The following is a 17,681-nucleotide window of genomic DNA, read 5'->3' on the forward strand; positions in this document are numbered from 1 at the left end:
GTGTGATGATGTTACAGCCTGTTAAACCGGGATAAAGTGAAACTTCCATTAGCGGTGACCTTCCGCTAATGGTTAGTTGAACCAATCGGGGTTTTACAGGCTGTTTATTTTTAACTCGATATTTTAATCTTTAACAAAATATGTGTGATGATGTTACAGCCTGTTAAACCGGATAAGGACTATACTCCAACAGTTTGTTTAATTTTATCAGATTGTTGCAAAAGTTCCTCAGCATGCTGTTTCGTTAAATCAGTAATCTCGACTCCAGAAATCATTCGACCGATTTCTTTTACCTTGTCTGTATACTGTAATGGAAAAACGGATGTATTCGTCCGACCTGCCTTAATATTTTTTGCTATATATAGGTGGGTATCTGCCATAGCAGCGACCTGTGGTAAGTGAGAAATACAAAGAACTTGTGAACCGATCGCAACTTTGTAAATCTTTTCAGCAATGGATTGAGCCACTCTACCACTGACCCCTGTGTCCACTTCATCAAATATAATCGATGTAATCCCTTGATGTTTAGAAAAAATACTTTTTAATGCAAGCATGATCCGTGACAATTCTCCGCCTGAAGCTATTTTTGACAATGGCTTCAGCGGTTCTCCCGGATTCGTGCTAATATAAAATTCCATTACATCCAATCCGTTACGTCCGATGGCATTAGAGTCCTCTTCATCAAACGAATACGCCGTTTGATGAAAGCGAGCTTCAAATACCGTTTTTTGCATATGAAGTTCTTTTAATTCTTGTTGTATTTTCTTGGTCAGTTGCTTTGCGTATTTTTCACGTAATTCAGTTACATTTTTAGCTTCTACTAATAAATCAGCTTTTACTGATTTTAATTGTGTCTCGAGTTTAGTGATATGGGTTTCACGATTCAGCAATGTTTCAATTTCCTCTTCAATCGCTGCACCATATACAACAATCTCTTCAATCGTTTTCCCATATTTCCGTTTCAGCTGATTAATTTCATTCAAGCGGCTTTCAATAAATTCTAGACGTTCTGGGTCATATTCAAGAGCATCAAGCTGGTCTCGAATTGCAGAAATTGCATCTTCTAAAACATAATAACTATTTGAAACTGGCTCAGTTATTGTTTTTACCGATTCATCAAGACCTGCTGCTTCTTCGAGGTTGTTCATTGCAACAGATAGCCATTCAAGCCCTCTTTGCTCTCCTGATAATGCTAAATAACTTGTTTGTAGAGCTTCATGGATTTTTTCAAAATTATTGATTTTCTTTTTTTCTTCAGACAGCTCTTCGTCTTCATTTAACTTTAAGTTGGCGCGCTGAATTTCTTCATATTGAAATTGAATTAGATCTAACCGATGTACCATTTGTTGTTCGTTTTGACTGAATTTTTGGAGTTGTTTCATCGCATGATCATATTCTTTATAAAGCTTTTGGTATTCTGCTAGTGCTTTGTCGATTTTTTCTTCACCAAATTGATCAAGTAGCTGCAGATGAAGCCGTTCATCCATCAGTTCTTGATGTTCATGTTGGCCATGAATATCGATTAGCGTTCTACCTATTTCACGTAACAAAGCAATCGTCACAAGTTTACCGTTTACTCTACAGACACTTTTGCCACTTATCGACATATCTCGACGTAGCACAATCATTCCATCGCTTATCTCGATCCCTAATTCCGAGGCTTTTTGATATACTGGATGAAGTTCGTCGTCAATTTGAAATAGCCCTTCAATTTCCGCTTTTGTTTCCCCATGTCTAATAAACTCTGCAGATCCCCTACCGCCGACCAAAAGATGAATCGCATCAATAATGATTGATTTACCGGCACCCGTTTCTCCTGATAAAACAGTCAAACCCTTTTCTAAGGATACCGAAAGGGCTTCTATGATCGCAAAGTTTCTAATAGAAAGTTCTGTTAACAAACTCTTATCACCTCTCTGTCTTCATTAGAGCATATCTAAAAATCGATTAGAAATTTCCTCAGTATCTTCAGGAGTACGGCAAATAATTAAGCACGTATCATCACCGCAAATCGTCCCTAGTATTTCTTCCCAATCTAAATGATCAATTAATGCACCAATTGCCTGTGCATTACCTGGCAACGTTTTTAGTACGAGAAAATGGCTCGCTGAATCAATCCGAACAAATGCATCTATCAACATCCGTTTTAATTTCTGAAGCGGATTAAAGCGCTGATCTGCAGGTAAACTGTATTTATACCTACCGTCCATTAGTGGTACTTTCACGAGATGCAATTCTTTAATGTCTCTTGATACCGTCGCTTGAGTAATAGAAAAGCCAGCATTTTTCAATGCATCCACTAAATCATCTTGTGTTTCTATCTCATTATTCGTAATAATATCTCGAATCCTTATATGTCGTTGACCTTTGTTCATCTATTTAAAGCACCTCTAAGTTAGCGGTCCAATTAACTTGTACCACAAATATTTAATATATAAATAATGTTAGCGGATTTCGCTGAAATTGTACAATTTTTTCTTGTAACTGTCAGCATTTATTTGAAAGGGGGATGGAAACCCCGATATCAAAGATGTCAAATGATTGATTTAATATCGTCGTTTTATGTATGTTAAATGAAGGTCACTCGTATCCTGCTCGTTTCTGATACCTTTAATTGTGTGTAGTTTTTAGGTTCTTATTTGATATAGATGCTCTTTCTCACTCGCAAGTCTTGATTCCAGTTTATAAAAGTACAAATTTAGACGCGCAAACCTTTCATATAGCTCGCTTCCTGAATCTTAGTTACCAGACTCACCCGCTTTTCACATAGTGATTTGCCAACTTCATAAAATAACACCTCAGAACTTACCCTCCGTAAAAAAAGCTCCTTCAACAGTAGTTCTGCATCAGGAGCTCTAAGGTTATGGGGACGGGGCTTCGCGACTCATTAATATAGCCATTCTACTTTACGATTTACTTATTATACTTTAGAAAGCACCTAAAATTCAGGCTCCCCACCGCCACCATTGTGATTAGGTAAGTGAAGCGTACTACTTGATAGATCCTTCATGGCCATGGGTCATATTTTAACACCATTTGGTTTTGTATCAAGGATACGAGGACACTACTTATTCTTCATTTTTTGTTTGTTTTAATTCTTGATGAGCATTCTGAACAATTTCTTCAACCGATTGCTTCAAGAAATTCTCACCTTGGTCTTTTGCACCTTGCCACTTTAGATGCAAGAGGAATTCAATATTTCCTTCGCCGCCTTTAATTGGGGAGAAAGAAGCGTCATAAATATCATAGCCCTCACCTTTTGCGAAGTGGATTATTTTATCTATAACCTCTCTGTGAATTTTCACATCACGAACAATTCCTTTTTTTCCTACTTGATCCTTGCCTGCCTCAAATTGAGGCTTCACAAGTGCGACAACATCGCTATTAGCCACCAGCAATGTTTTCAAAACAGGTAATATTAATGTAAGCGAGATAAATGAAACATCAATACTCGCAAAATTAGGCATTTCCCCATCAAGATCAGCAGGTGTGACATAACGAAAGTTCGTTCTTTCCATTACCTTCACTCGCTCATCCTGTCTTAGCTTCCAGGCAAGCTGATTGTAACCTACATCGAGAGCATAAGACATCCGTGCGCCATTTTGCAGAGCACAGTCGGTAAATCCTCCAGTTGAAGCACCGATGTCAAGCAGTACTTTCCCTTCAACCGATAAATCAAACTGTTTCAATGCTTTCTCTAGCTTTAGCCCACCTCTTGAAACATATGGCATGACCTTCCCTTTAATTGTAAGTACTAAGTCAGTTGAAACCTTTTCGCCCGGCTTCTCTAATCTTTCTTCGTTTCCATAAACAAGGCCCGCCATTATCATTCGTTTAGCTTTTTCACGCGTTTCTGCCAACCCAGATTCGACGAGTAAAATATCAAGTCTTTCTTTTTTCGCTTTCATTCATTCAAGCCCTTTTTTGCTTTTTCGGTGTAATTCGTTTGATGTTCCGCACCGTGTCCTCTACTGTCATGCCAATTTCTGCAAGTAATTGATCGACACTTCCATGTTCAATGAAACGATCAGGTATACCCATTCGGTCAATAATCGCACCATGATAGCCATGCTCGTGCGCAAATTCAATCACCGCACTGCCAAAACCACCTTGAAGAACAGCTTCTTCAATCGTTAAAATTGGCATTTTCTGCTCAAGTAATTGGTGCATCATATCATTGTCCAGAGGTTTAATAAAGCGTGCATTCACGACCTTAATGGAATACCCTTGCTTGTCTAAATATTCTGCTGCTTCCATCGCCATTGGAATCGTAGTACCAAAAGTTAAAATACAAGCATCTCTGCCCTCTTTCAACACATCCCAAGTGCCAATCGGAATTTCTTGTAAGTTATCATCCATTGGAATACCATACCCATTTCCACGTGGAAATCTCATCGCAATCGGGCCGTCATCATATTTTAACGCTGTATTAACCATATGTTGGCCTTCATTTTCATCCTTCGGCATCATCAAAACCATGTTCGGGATATGACGCATAAAGGCGATGTCAAACACACCTTGATGTGTTTCCCCGTCTGCCCCGACTAAACCTGCTCGATCGATACCAAAAAAGACATTCAGGTTTTGGCGGCAAATATCATGAACCACTTGATCATAGGCACGCTGTAGAAAAGTAGAATAAATCGCAAGAAACGGTTTCATTTTTTGCGTGGCAAGTCCTGCTGCAAACGTTGCTGCATGTTGTTCAGCGATTCCTACATCATACATTCGTTCCGGAAATTCACTTGCAAAACCTTCTAATTTAGAACCTACTGGCATAGCCGGTGTAATCGCTACAATTCGTTCATCTGTACGAGCGAGTTTCCTTACCGTTTCGCTGACAAGCGAACTCCATGCAGGAGCCGTTGTTACTGTTTTAACAAAATCGCCCGTTTCAATTTTATAAGGTCCCGTTCCATGCCAGTTTCCAATTGTATCAGATTCAGCAGGGGAATATCCTTTTCCTTTTTTCGTAATCACGTGTAAAAGGACAGGACCTTTTGTTTTTTTAGCATAACGAAAGTTCTCAAATAATTCATCGAAGTTATGCCCATCGACCGGTCCTAAGTAAGTAAATCCTAACTCCTCAAAAAATACTCCAGAAACTAACAAATACTTTAAGCTATCTTTAACACGCTCAGCTGTTGCAGCCACTTTGCCGCCGACTGCTGGAATTTTCTTAAGTAATAATTCGAGTTCATCCTTCACCCAATTATATTTTCCAGCCGTACGAAGTCTTCCAAGTACTGAATGCAAGGCCCCAACGTTTGGCGCAATCGACATTTCATTATCGTTTAAGATGACAATCATATCTTTCTTTTCATGACCGATATGGTTAAGTGCTTCGAGTGCCATTCCCCCCGTTAAAGCACCATCACCGATAATTGGCAGAACAAAGTTTTTTTCTTTTTTTAAATCCCGTGCTGCAGCCATTCCCATTGCTCCAGATAGAGAAGTTGAGCTATGGCCTGTTTCCCATACATCATGTTCACTTTCGTTCATTTTCGGGAAGCCGCAAAGACCTTTGTATTTTTTTAATGTATCGAACTGGCATGCGCGTCCAGTAAGGATTTTATGAACATAAGACTGATGGCCAACATCAAACAAAAATTTATCTTTTGGACTGTTGAACTCCTTATGTAACGCAATAGTCAATTCAACTACTCCAAGGTTCGGGCCTAGGTGCCCACCGGTAATCGACAACTTCTCTATTAAAAACTTTCTAATATCCGCACTTAATTCTTTTAAATCTTCATTATTCATTTCTTTTAAAAAAGAAGGGTCTTTTATAGACAGAAGATCCAAATTGGATCACTCACTTTCTGTTATTTCCAGGCCTTATTAATGACCTATCGATGGAAAATTCTAATTTAATACTATTCTGGATGTCATAATTCAACATTTTTCTGCAAAACACTTCAAAAATAGCCGCCGATACCCAATGATTTCGGCGGCTTTAGTTTCATCATATTATACCGATTTTCAAAAGGATAAGCTAGTTAAACAACAAAAGTATAACACATATAGGATGTGTTAACAATTGTTGTCGTTTCAAGATTTTCGACGAGCAATCATATCTGTTATTTCATTGAGAAGAGCCGTATTTAATTGAGTTTTTGCCAACTCTTCGTGAGCCATTTTAATATGTTCTGCTAGCCTTTCTTTAGCTCCTGACAAAGTAAGCAATGAAGGATACGTACTCTTATTATTCCCAGTATCACTACCAACAGGTTTACCAATTTCTCCTTCTGTGCCTTCAATATCTAGAATATCATCTCGAATTTGAAAAGCTAATCCGAGATGATAGGAAAAGCGTTTAAGTGAAAGAAGCTGTTCGTTGTTAGCACCAGATAAAATGGCTCCCGCAAGGACAGACGCCATTAACAACTTGCCTGTTTTATGTTCATGAATATATTGGAGTTCTTCTAATGAAAGCTGCTTGTTTTCGCCATCCATATCAGCTATCTGTCCACCAACCATCCCTTCAGCACCCGCCGCTTTAGCGATTTCAAGGATTAAGTTGAGCTTCATGTCTGATGTCACGCAAGGATGTTCCGTATTTGCAATAAGTTGAAAGCTATATGTAAGTAATGCATCACCTGCAAGAATCGCCGTCGCTTCACCATACACCTTATGATTCGTCGGTTTACCGCGACGCAAATCATCGTCATCCATCGCTGGCAAGTCATCATGGACTAAAGAATAAGTATGGATCATCTCAATCGCAGCCGCAGTAGGGACTCCAGCGTTCAAGTCTTTTGCAAAGGCATCCAATACTGCCAAAACGAGTAAAGGACGAATTCTTTTACCGCCTGCTTTCAAGGAATATGCCATTGCTGATTTTAAGTTATCAGGCGCTTTTAATTCTTCTACATATTCAATCACCTTCGATTCGATGAGTTGTTTGTAGTTTTTTGAAAACGTATGAAATGACATTACACTCATGACTATTCCTCCTCAACCGCGAATTCTTCAAGTTCGCCATCTTCCCTAAGTATTTGCGTCAATTGTTCTTCAACAGATTTCAATTTTGTATGACAAAGTCTAGATAGGTCCATTCCTTTTTTATAGATGGAGATTGCTTCTTCAAGAGGTACGTCCCCTTCTTCTAATTTTTCAACAACTTGTTCAAGTTCTTCCATTGCCTGCTCAAAAGTCAATTCTTTTTCTTTACTCATTCCCTTTTCGCTCCTCTATTTTTTCTATTTTACAATGCAAAGTTCCGTCGGTTATGCTTACATCTATATAATCTCCGACTTCTACTTGTGATCTGCTTTTAACGAGTGTTTCTTCTTCAGTAAAAATAAGTCCATAGCCCCGTTCCATAATTTTAAGCGGGCTTAAGGCAGATAAAGTTTGGGTAACTGAGACGAATCTTTGTGTGTGCCCTTTTAAAATTGTTTGCATACTCCGATTCAACATCTTTTCACTATTAGTTAAACGATCCTTAGCATTCGTTAGCTGTTGGTTTGGATGCTGTTTTATTAATTGAGCTAATGAATTTTTTAGCATTTCGTTTTTCTTTTGAAAATATTTAGTACTCTCGCGTTTTAATCGTTCCGTCACTCGGTCCAATTGTTCGGCCTTTTGCTCATACATTTTTTTAGGATAACGAAAAGCATAAGATTTTGCCAGTCGTGTCAGCTTTGTTTGCTCAACATTAACTTGCTCATGAATCGTCCTTGTCAACCTATTTTTTTGGTACCATAACCGTTCGTAAATTTCTTGTAGATGCGGCACGGCTAGTTCAGCAGCTCCTGTTGGTGTTGGTGCACGTAAGTCTGCTACGAAATCTGCAATCGTGAAATCTGTTTCATGCCCAACAGCCGAGATAATTGGAATATCTGAATCATATATGGATTCTGCAACGATTTCTTCATTAAAAGCCCAAAGTTCTTCAATGGAGCCACCACCCCTTCCAACAATAAGCACTTCAACTTCTTTACGTGCATTTGCTTCCGAAATCGCTTTGGCAACTGATTTAGGTGCATTTGTGCCTTGCACAAGCGCTGGGTAAATCATTATTTTAGCAATTGGATATCTTCTTTTAATTGTGGTCAAAATATCCCTTAATGCAGCTCCTGTGGGTGAAGTTATGACACCAACGGCATGGGGATATTTCGGAAGTGTTTTTTTATGCTGAGCCGAAAATAACCCCGCTGCTTCAAGCTTCTTCTTCAACTGTTCATAAGCTAAATATAAATCGCCAACCCCATCAGGCGACATACTCTTGACATACAACTGGTATTGTCCACTTTGCTCGAAGACAGAAATATCCCCTCGCACCAAAATCTTCATCCCATTTTCAGGAACGAACTTCAAACTCTTATTATGAGCTGAAAACATCACAGCTAAGACTCTTGCTTTCTCATCTTTGATCGTAAAGTACATATGGCCACTTGAATGCTGCTTAAAATTTGATATTTCTCCTTTTATGTATACATTTTGCAAATGAGGATCCGCATCAAATTTTCGTTTAATATATTTTGTCAACGCTGAAACAGTTAAGTATCTTTTTTCTTCCATTATTTTCTCCTTACCTAAAAAGTACAGCGCTATAAATGGTTTTCGATCTTTTATTTTTAGCGCTATCCACAGAATTGATGACCTGATACTTTCATTATAAAACAAAAAAGCTATCACTTGCCATTATAGAACAAGTGATAGCTTTTTCATAAAGTGAAACTTGCATTAGCGACGTTCTTTCGCTGATGGTTAGTGGAACCAATCGGGCATTTACGGGCAGTCCGTCCACTACAAGATCTTCACTTTTCCTTACACTAAAGCCTAGTATAAGAAATTTTACTGTCCTTTAATGCGGGATAAAGTGAAATTTCCATTAGCGCCGCTCTGTGCGCTAATGGTTAGTCCCGTTCTACTGTCGCTAATATCTCCACTATCGTTCCGATAAAGCGACACTACGAACCCGATTGGTTCAACTAAACCTCCGCTTACGCGTTGGTAAGTTTCACTGTATCTCACCAATCGTGTTTTTTTACAGACTGTTAATCCTTGATAAGTTTTTTTAGGGTAATAGCTATTTATGCATCTTGTAGGGCAATCGATTTCTTGGCTGATTTAACGGTATTTTCCAGGAGCATGGCAATCGTCATTGGACCAACGCCTTTTGGAACCGGTGTAATATATGAGGCAACTTCTTTTACTTCGTTAAAAGAAACATCGCCGCATAGCTTGCCTTCTTCATTTCGATTCATACCAACGTCAATGACAACTGCACCTTCCTTAACATGAGCAGCGGTGATTATATCTTTCTTGCCGACAGCGACAACCAGTATATCAGCTTGCTTTGTATGATAAGCAAGATCTTTCGTTTTAGAATGGCAATACGTAACAGTGGCACTTTTATTCAGAAACAATTGTCCTGAAGGCTTTCCGACAATATTACTTCTTCCAACAACAACAACATGGTTGCCAGCAATTTCACAGCCGATATGCTCAAGCATTACCATAATTCCATATGGAGTGCACGGTAAGAACGCATCCTGACCAGTCATCATTCTTCCAATATTAATTGGATGGAACCCATCGACATCCTTTTCGGGAGAAATAGCTTCAATAATAGCTTTTTCTTGGATATGAGCTGGAAGTGGGAGTTGTACCAAAATACCATGAATCGCATCATCTTGATTTAATTCATCAATTTTTGTAAGTAGTTCTTGTTGTGACAACGATGCTGGATAATCGAATAAAACAGAATAAATACCAATTTCTGCACAAGCTTTTTGCTTATTGGCTACATAAGTTTTCGAGGCTTGATCATCGCCAACAAGAATAACAGCAAGACCTGGCACTGTGCCATTACTTTCTAGCTTGCTTACTTCCTCACGAAGCGTATTTCTTACAGATTGAGCAATTTCTTTTCCATCAATAATTTTCCCTGACACATTCATCATCCTCCAAAGTTAGCTTAAGAAATCGATTGCCTTAAGGTGAGAATGATTTAAACCGCTTGACCCAAAATAAATATTCTTTTCTTAGCACTTATGCTATGCACTATTTATTTATTAAGCTGATCTTTCACTTTTGATAAAACTGCATTTACAAAGCGGCTTGATTGATCATCACCGAAGACTTTTGCGATTTCTATTGCTTCATCCATAGCAACATTGATAGGAACTTGTTCACAGTAGATCATTTCGTACACAGCGATGCGGAGCAAGTTCCGATCAATATTCGCCAATCGTTCAATCTTCCAATTATCGAGATTATCGCGAATTGTTCCATCAATCTCTTCTTTGTTTTCTTGTGTTCCTTTTACTAACAGTTCAAGATATTCATCACTCGGACGTCCGTCCAAAACACTGTTTAAAGCATCTTGAATTTCTCCCTTACCAATTTCAAGTTGGTACATGGCCTGCAAGGCTTTTTCACGGGCAGTTCTTCTTTTCATAAAATTGACTCCTTCTATATCGACTATTATATATGAAAATCACAGCATACACGAACATTATTTAATAAAAAAACATAAATATTAAGTTTTTTATCCTAAAAAGAAGATATACTTACCTTTATTGTATCGCTTATGCTAATTAGTATCATAAAAAATCACATATGTAACACTCTAACAGAAAATAAGATTGAGTTAAAGTGAAACTTCCCTCAGTGGTGGTTTTCCACTGAGGGTTAGTTGAACCAATCGGGCATTTACGGACAGTTCCCTTACTACAAACTCTTTTATTTTCTTTCTATTAGGACTAGTTTGGAGATCTTACTGTCCGTTAATGCGGGGTAAAGTGAAACTTCCCTCAGTGGTGGTTTTCCACTGAGGGTTAGTCCCGTTCTAGTGTCGCTAATATCTCCGCTAACGCTTCGATAAAAGCGACACTACGAACCCGATTGGTTCAACTAAACCTCCGCTTACGCATCGGTAAGTTTCACTGTATCTCACCAATCGGGCATTTACGGACAGTTCCCTTACTACAAACTCTTTTCTTTTCTTTCCATTAGGCCTAGCACGGAGATCTTACTGTCCGTTAATGCGGGGTAAAGTGAAACTTCCTTTAGCGCAGCTCTTGCGCTAAGGGAATCGGGGTTTTACAGGCTTTTTATTACCAGCTCGCTTATTTTTTCTCTCGCAAGAAACTATTTTCAGGTTTAAACATCATTTTTGTATTGTATGTCACATCTGTTCAGTATTTAAACATTCTTTACGAAATTTCCCAAAATCAAAGGGTCAGACCGTACAACGAATACCGTTTGAGAAAAGTGCATGTAAACACTTTAAACTTGGAATTTGTGTGCGGTCAGACCCTATTTTAGAGATTCTCTTCGATTTCCTTACATTTCTTGCTCAATTTCACTTTCTTGTTTTGCTGTTTCAAATTGGATTCCTACAACATGAATATTCACTTCGGAAGTGTCAAGGGCTGTCATGTTTAGTAGAGCTTGACGAATATTGTCTTGAACTTCTTGCGCAACCTTTGGAATCGATACGCCAAATTTCATGACACAATATAAGTCAACTTTAATACCATCGTCTGCAAGATCTACCTTGACACCTTTTCCATGGCTTTTCTTCCCAAGCATTTCAACAACACCAGTAGTGAAGTTTCCACGCATATGCGCAACTCCTTCTACTTCACTAGCAGCAATACCTGCGATGACTTCAATTACATCAGGGGAAATCTCCACTTTACCTAATCCATTATAGGTATTGTTCACTTCAAGCATTTGTTCCATTTCACTCATTCTTCAGCACCTCCTGTATTTTCCATTATGAATCCATAACCTCATATAATTCAAGAAATTTTGTGTTAAATTCTCCAGAGACAAATTGTTCGTGCTGCATCAATTTACTGTGGAATGGAATAGTAGTGTGGATTCCTTCAATTGCAAATTCCTCTAACGCTCGTCTCATCTTGTCAATCGCCTCACCGCGTGTTGGGGCATGAACAATTAACTTCGCGATCATTGAATCATAATACGGCGGAATCACATATCCTGGGTACGCAGCAGAATCAATGCGTACGCCATTTCCACCTGGTGGAAGATACATTTGAATTTTCCCAGCAGAAGGCATAAAATTCTTTTCAGGATTTTCAGCATTAATACGGCATTCAATCGCCCAGCCGTTATATTGTACTTCTTCTTGTGATAAAGACAATTTTTTACCTGCCGCTACGCGAATTTGTTCCTTGATTAAATCAACACCAGTTACCATTTCTGTTACCGGATGTTCTACCTGAATTCTTGTATTCATCTCCATGAAATAGAAGTTACGGTTTTTGTAATCATAAATGAACTCAACCGTACCTGCTCCGGAATAATTAACGGCAAGAGCCGCTTTAACTGCAGCCGAGCCCATTTCCTCACGCATCTCTGAGTCAACTGCAGGAGATGGCGTTTCTTCTACAAGCTTTTGAAGGCGTCTTTGAATCGAGCAATCTCTCTCACCAAAGTGAATAGCATTTCCATGTGTATCTCCCATTACCTGGATTTCAACATGACGGAAATCTTCAATATATTTTTCAATATATACGCCGGAATTTCCAAATGCCGTCAATGCTTCTTGTTGAGTGATTCTGATCCCATTCAATAAATCTTCTTCTGTTCTAGCGACCCGAATCCCTTTTCCGCCGCCACCAGCTGTAGCTTTAATGATGACTGGATACCCAATTTTTTCAGAAAGAGCAATTGCTTCATCCGAGTCTTTAATAATTCCTGTAGATCCCGGCACGATCGGTACTCCTGCTTTACGCATCGTTTCCCTTGCCACATCTTTCGTCCCCATCTTTGAAATAGCTTCAGGAGATGGTCCGATGAAGATGACATTACATTCACGGCAAAGCTCTGCAAAATCAGCATTTTCAGCTAAAAATCCATACCCAGGGTGAATAGCGTCGCAGCCCGTTTTCTTTGCAATACTAATAATATTCGTAACGTTTAAATAGCTATCCTTTGAAGCCTTCGGGCCAATGCAGTACGATTCATCTGCAAGCTGGACATGAAGAGCTTCACGGTCAGCCTCTGAGAAAACTGAAACGGTTTCGATTCCCATTTCCTTACATGCCCGAATAATCCGAACAGCAATTTCTCCTCGATTTGCAATTAATACTTTTTCAATCATTGAAAACAGCTCCTTATTCCGGCTTTACTAAAAATAACGGTTGACCGTATTCCACTAATTGGCCGTCTTGGACAAGAATTTCGACGATCTCACCGCTTACTTCTGCTTCGATTTCATTAAAGAGCTTCATTGCTTCAACGATACATACAATCGAATCATTTCCTACTTTTGATCCAAGTTTCACATATGGCCCTGCTTCTGGTGACGCTGAAGCATAAAACGTTCCAACCATCGGTGATGTGATTTTATGTAAATTTTCTTGATTATTCGCTTCTGCATCGGTTACAAGTTCAACTTGTTTCGGTGTTTCTTGAGGAACATTTGTTGTTGGCATAGCTGCTACTGACTGGACAGCAGGTGTAGCTTGATAAACAACTTGTGGAGCTTGTTCTTGGACAGCTTTTTTCAATGTAATTTTTGTTCCTTCTTGTTCAAAAACAAATTCATTAATGCTAGATTGATCGACCAATTTAATAATCTCTTGTATTTCTTGTACCTTCAACATCTCGGCACCCCTTGTCTTATTTTATTGTTAAGTTAAGTTAAGTTAAATTTTTTTGACTGATTATAAAAGCCCTCTAACTATCCAACTACAAACTGGCTTAGCCTACGCTTTCCATTGCTGTACCAAAAAAATCATTAAGACCAACTACTAATATCATACGATAATACTTAGTATGAATTCAATAAATGTTTTAGCAATGCTTACGACTTTTCTTGAGCCGTTCCTCTATCTTACATCTTATCATAACAAATGTGCAATTCTTTACACATAAAAGAAAACGTTTTCCCGTTGATTACCATTGATTTTAGTAGTTAACACATTAGAAAAAGAGGGTGTCCCTTAAAGACTCCCTCTTCTCCATCATTGCTATTATTTTCCTTCATCTAATTTAAATTCAACTGCCACATCTTCTACATCGTCCATTTCTGTGTTTACGATATCCATGATGTCTGCCACTTCTAACGCTGTTAATTTTTCATCAGTTTTAACTGTGACGTCCACTTTGTTGCCGTCAATGCGTACCAAAGCTGCTGGGTAATTCAGTTGCATAATTTCATATTCTAACACCTGCTCTGTAGTAGCTGTTTCACTAAGCTTGTTATTCGCTTCGACAGCCTGATTTTTTTCTTCCGCTGAAAGGCTTGTATCTCCCATTTTATTTGTTAGTTCTTCACTTAATTTACTGCGCTCGTCTTGAATATTAATACGTAATGCTTCAAACTCATCATCTGACGAAGAGATGGCGACCTTTGGTACTTCCTTGTCAGAAATTTTAGCCGTTTCCTCTTTTTGCTTTGTTGATTCAGTACTTTGTTTGTCCTTTTCTTCTTGATTAGATGCTACATTTGAACTATTTTGATCAGGACCCGTTAAATAATATACCGAAAGTACAACGACCAAACTTAACATTGTTAACAGCCAGACAGTTTGTTTTTTTAATAACATAATGATACTCCCCCTTATTTTTTAGGCATAACCGAGACCCGGTGACTCGGTACATCTAATGCTCTTGTTACAGCTTCAATGATCCACTTCTTAATTTGTATATTTTCAGCACCTTTGGCAACGACGAGTACTCCGCTTACTTTTGGTTTCTTTGTCTCGACAACGATTGGTCCCTCTTTATCCCCACTTTTGAGAATAACAAGCTGTTCTTCATCCGATATGTCTTCAACTTTTCGCTTGCCACCTTCTTGGTCGGTTTCCTCTGTCACTTGTTTTTGCGTTACTTTATTTTTTTCAAACACTTTTTTCTCAGAAGCTTCTACATAGATAATAACCTTGACATCTGAAACACCTGCCATCGTTTCAAGTGCTGATTTCATTTCATTTTGCAAGTATTTTTCATAATCGCCTGCTGGTGAAGACTGTTTTTCTGCCTTGCCAAACGTCTCTAGTTCTTTGTTTTGCGAACTTGTTTGATTAAACGTTGTAATAGTTTCTTTTTTTGATTCTTTATTTGTTAACAAATTACTCACCATCATGATGCCGACACCCAATAGTAGAATAGTTAATACATAGGCATACTTGGAAGGTTTCTTCTCTTTATTTTCCTCTTCGCTATTCGTTTGCTTAAAAAGGTTTTTCAGCCACGATAATGGACCTTTGTCATTTTTCAACTTGTTAGCCCCCCCTTTCTCCGGCAAATTCGATGATTTTTTCGTCGACCGCCCACTTTGCAGCAAGGAACTCTCTTATATGATCCAAGTCACTGGACGATGTCTGCGATGATTGTTTCGTGTCAATCTCTACTTTTGCAACCACTTCAACCGATGCTGCTTCATCTGTTGTCTTGTGTAGGACGATTAAAATTTTTTGTAAATCTTCCGGAAGGTTAGGCTGATCTTTGTTTTTTACTTCGAGTTCCATTGACTGAATTGCCATTTTATATCGTTCTATCATCTCCTCTTCTACCCCTGTCCTCATATCGGCAGCCATTTGTTTTAAAATATATGCATCTTGTACTGCTTGTATTTCTTTTTTCTTCAAATCGGTTAAATTTTCTACCTGATGATTTGTTTTATCATCAATTGAGCTTGTCGCAATATTTAATAACTCATCGAAGTCTGATTGAAACAACTTAAGAATCGGCGAGATAATCACGGCAATTAACAGTAAACCAATTACCATCTTCGCATACTTTTGCATGGACGAATTCGGAAGTAACATATCAATTACAGTCGCAAGGAGTACAAACACGATAATATTCGTTACCCAGCTCGTGATAAATTCCATAGCTTCCCCTCCCTACCGCACCATCAAAGTAATGTTACCAGCAGCGATGATAACGGTAACGCTAAGGAAGAACATCATCGATACGATGGCAAGTGCTGCAAAAATATAAATCATACTTTTACTAATAATATCCAAACATTTAATAACAGGTCCGCCGCCAAGCGGCTGTAATAATGCTGCTGCCAATTTATAAATAAAAGAAAGCATTAATATCTTCAAGGCTGGAAATGTGATAATAAAGAGTAAAATAATAACTCCAGCCATACCAACTGTATTTTTTAGAAGGACGGAAGCGTTGATGACTGTGTCCGCTGCATCCGTGAACATCCTGCCGATTACAGGGATAAAATTTCCTGTCACGAATTTTGCTGTCCGAATGCTCACACCATCAGCAACAGCAGTTGTCACACCCTGTACAGAAATAACACCGAGAAAGATGGTCATAAAAGCACCAAGTAGACCAATAGCCCAATTTCGCAATAGCTGCGCAAGCTGGGTGACTTTGTATTGTTCCGTCATTGTACTGACAACACTTAAGACGGCACTAAGAAAAAGGAACGGCAAGACAACATATTGAATTAATATGCCACTAGAGTTCATTAAAAATATGAGAATGGGATGGAAAAAACCTGCTGATAACACCCCGCCAGAACTGGCAATTAACGCAAGTAGCATAGGCAATAGTGCCATCAGAAAGGAAATCATCGTATTAATCGTTTCTTGGGTATATTGTATGGCTACATGAAAACTATTTAGCGCAAGAATAATTAACACTAAATAGACGATGGAATAAGCAACTTTACTGATTGTGCTTTGTTCAAATGCGTTTTGGAGTGATTGCAAAAACATACTAAAAACAGTTAATAATATGAGCGACCCAAGAAGCTTCCCATTCACAAGAAGCTCATGAAAAACGAATTTGCCAATCCCTTTCATCCATTCAGCAAAGGAAAATTTCTTCTCACCACTGACAAAGTCCATAAAACTTCCCTTTTGACTTTCCGGCAAGAATCCACCATATTCCGTGAGGATACTATCCCAAAAACTCTTCAATTCTTCAATGCCGAGCCTGTCCATCTGAGCTTGTACTAAATCGGATTGAAGAACATTAGTATCTTCATTTGTTTCTGAGGCTTGTGCTAGATCAATGTGCATAGAAAAAAGAGCGATGAACAAGAAGGAAAAGTAGAAAATTCGCTGCCTCATAGATTCACCTCATCATTGCCGCAGGTGTCTACCTGTCAGCTCGGTATCAATTGAATGATTGTTTCAATAATGACTGTCAAAATCGGGATCGCCATAGCTAGAATCAAAATTTTTCCGCTTAGCTCAATTTTTGAAGCGATTGATCCTTGACCTGCATCCTTGGTAATCTGAGCAGCAAATTCGGCGATATAGGCGATTCCGATAATTTTTAATATCGTTTCTAGATACACCATATTGACATTTGCATTTACAGCAAGCTTCTCGAGCATTGCGATTATTTCGTATATTTTGTCAACAAGAACGAGAAATATGGCACAACCAGTAAAGACAACGAGCAAAAAGGCAAAATTCGGTTTTTGCTCTTTTACAATTAGGGCTAAAAAAGTGGCGATAAGTGAGATCCCGACAATTTTTAAGATTTCAATGGCCGATCCCTCCTACTGGAAAAGAAACACAGATTTAATTTTTTGAAATAAATTTTCTACGATGCTTGCCACCATAAATAAAATATAGATAAAACCAAATAGAGTCACCCATTGTGCATATTCCTTTTTTCCAACTTGATCTAAAATGGTATGGAGAAATGCGACAACTATGCCAACACCTGCAATTTTAAATATGATATCAACATCTAAGCCCATCTAAGGT

General features: G+C 38.5%; 18 protein-coding genes. All 18 read right to left on the reverse strand.

The genetic code is table 11. From position 1 onward, the window contains the following. Positions 1–179: 179 nt before the first annotated feature. Positions 180–1,901: a DNA repair protein RecN gene (recN, locus tag HNP81_RS12880; protein ID WP_182502878.1), complete on the reverse strand. Its 1,722-nt coding sequence runs from the start codon at positions 1,899–1,901 to the stop codon at positions 180–182. Between the two features lie 24 nt (positions 1,902–1,925). Further along, complete coding sequence (ahrC, locus tag HNP81_RS12885) at positions 1,926–2,375, reverse strand: transcriptional regulator AhrC/ArgR (protein WP_028391726.1); 450 nt, start codon at positions 2,373–2,375, stop codon at positions 1,926–1,928. Positions 2,376–3,068: 693 nt separating this feature from the next. Then, complete coding sequence (locus tag HNP81_RS12890) at positions 3,069–3,908, reverse strand: TlyA family RNA methyltransferase (protein ID WP_028391727.1); 840 nt, start codon at positions 3,906–3,908, stop codon at positions 3,069–3,071. Positions 3,909–3,912: 4 nt separating this feature from the next. After that, positions 3,913–5,805, reverse strand: a complete 1,893-nt coding sequence (gene dxs, locus HNP81_RS12895) for a 1-deoxy-D-xylulose-5-phosphate synthase (protein WP_182502879.1) — start codon at positions 5,803–5,805, stop codon at positions 3,913–3,915. A gap of 246 nt (positions 5,806–6,051) precedes the next feature. Further along, the gene (locus HNP81_RS12900) at positions 6,052–6,945 is read right to left on the reverse strand and encodes a polyprenyl synthetase family protein (RefSeq protein ID WP_028391729.1); all 894 of its coding nucleotides are present in this window, start codon (positions 6,943–6,945) and stop codon (positions 6,052–6,054) included. 2 nt (positions 6,946–6,947) lie between these two features. Beyond that, complete coding sequence (locus HNP81_RS12905; RefSeq protein ID WP_028391730.1) at positions 6,948–7,178, reverse strand: exodeoxyribonuclease VII small subunit; 231 nt, start codon at positions 7,176–7,178, stop codon at positions 6,948–6,950. Further along, positions 7,171–8,526, reverse strand: coding sequence for an exodeoxyribonuclease VII large subunit (xseA, locus tag HNP81_RS12910; protein ID WP_182502880.1), 1,356 nt, complete (start codon positions 8,524–8,526; stop codon positions 7,171–7,173). The genes HNP81_RS12905 and xseA overlap by 8 nt, the downstream gene beginning before the upstream one ends. 515 nt (positions 8,527–9,041) lie before the next feature. Continuing rightward, positions 9,042–9,905, reverse strand: a complete 864-nt coding sequence (gene folD / locus HNP81_RS12915; RefSeq protein ID WP_182502881.1) for a bifunctional methylenetetrahydrofolate dehydrogenase/methenyltetrahydrofolate cyclohydrolase FolD — start codon at positions 9,903–9,905, stop codon at positions 9,042–9,044. A 113-nt stretch (positions 9,906–10,018) separates the two neighbouring features. Continuing rightward, positions 10,019–10,411, reverse strand: coding sequence for a transcription antitermination factor NusB (gene nusB, locus HNP81_RS12920; protein WP_028391733.1), 393 nt, complete (start codon positions 10,409–10,411; stop codon positions 10,019–10,021). Between the two features lie 887 nt (positions 10,412–11,298). Further along, positions 11,299–11,709, reverse strand: coding sequence for an Asp23/Gls24 family envelope stress response protein (locus tag HNP81_RS12925; RefSeq protein WP_028391734.1), 411 nt, complete (start codon positions 11,707–11,709; stop codon positions 11,299–11,301). 25 nt (positions 11,710–11,734) lie between these two features. Next, positions 11,735–13,087 (reverse strand): acetyl-CoA carboxylase biotin carboxylase subunit, encoded by a 1,353-nt coding sequence (gene accC / locus HNP81_RS12930; RefSeq protein WP_028391735.1) that lies wholly within the window; start codon positions 13,085–13,087, stop codon positions 11,735–11,737. A gap of 13 nt (positions 13,088–13,100) precedes the next feature. Next, complete coding sequence (gene accB / locus HNP81_RS12935) at positions 13,101–13,592, reverse strand: acetyl-CoA carboxylase biotin carboxyl carrier protein (protein WP_028391736.1); 492 nt, start codon at positions 13,590–13,592, stop codon at positions 13,101–13,103. A gap of 369 nt (positions 13,593–13,961) precedes the next feature. Continuing rightward, the gene (locus tag HNP81_RS12940) at positions 13,962–14,537 is read right to left on the reverse strand and encodes a SpoIIIAH-like family protein (protein WP_028391737.1); all 576 of its coding nucleotides are present in this window, start codon (positions 14,535–14,537) and stop codon (positions 13,962–13,964) included. A gap of 14 nt (positions 14,538–14,551) precedes the next feature. After that, a complete protein-coding gene (spoIIIAG, locus tag HNP81_RS12945) occupies positions 14,552–15,211 on the reverse strand; it encodes a stage III sporulation protein AG (RefSeq protein ID WP_182502882.1) in 660 nt (219 codons plus the stop codon). Between the two features lie 4 nt (positions 15,212–15,215). Further along, a complete protein-coding gene (gene spoIIIAF, locus HNP81_RS12950; RefSeq protein ID WP_182502883.1) occupies positions 15,216–15,827 on the reverse strand; it encodes a stage III sporulation protein AF in 612 nt (203 codons plus the stop codon). A 12-nt stretch (positions 15,828–15,839) separates the two neighbouring features. After that, entirely contained in the window at positions 15,840–17,033 is a 1,194-nt protein-coding gene (gene spoIIIAE, locus HNP81_RS12955; RefSeq protein WP_182502884.1) for a stage III sporulation protein AE, read from the reverse strand. A gap of 35 nt (positions 17,034–17,068) precedes the next feature. Further along, positions 17,069–17,458, reverse strand: coding sequence for a stage III sporulation protein AD (spoIIIAD, locus tag HNP81_RS12960; protein ID WP_152534727.1), 390 nt, complete (start codon positions 17,456–17,458; stop codon positions 17,069–17,071). A gap of 12 nt (positions 17,459–17,470) precedes the next feature. Further along, positions 17,471–17,674 (reverse strand): stage III sporulation protein AC, encoded by a 204-nt coding sequence (gene spoIIIAC, locus HNP81_RS12965; protein ID WP_028391742.1) that lies wholly within the window; start codon positions 17,672–17,674, stop codon positions 17,471–17,473. Positions 17,675–17,681: the final 7 nt, after the last annotated feature.

This window comes from Peribacillus huizhouensis, assembly GCF_014138605.1.
Lineage (GTDB): Bacteria > Bacillota > Bacilli > Bacillales > DSM-1321 > Peribacillus > Peribacillus huizhouensis.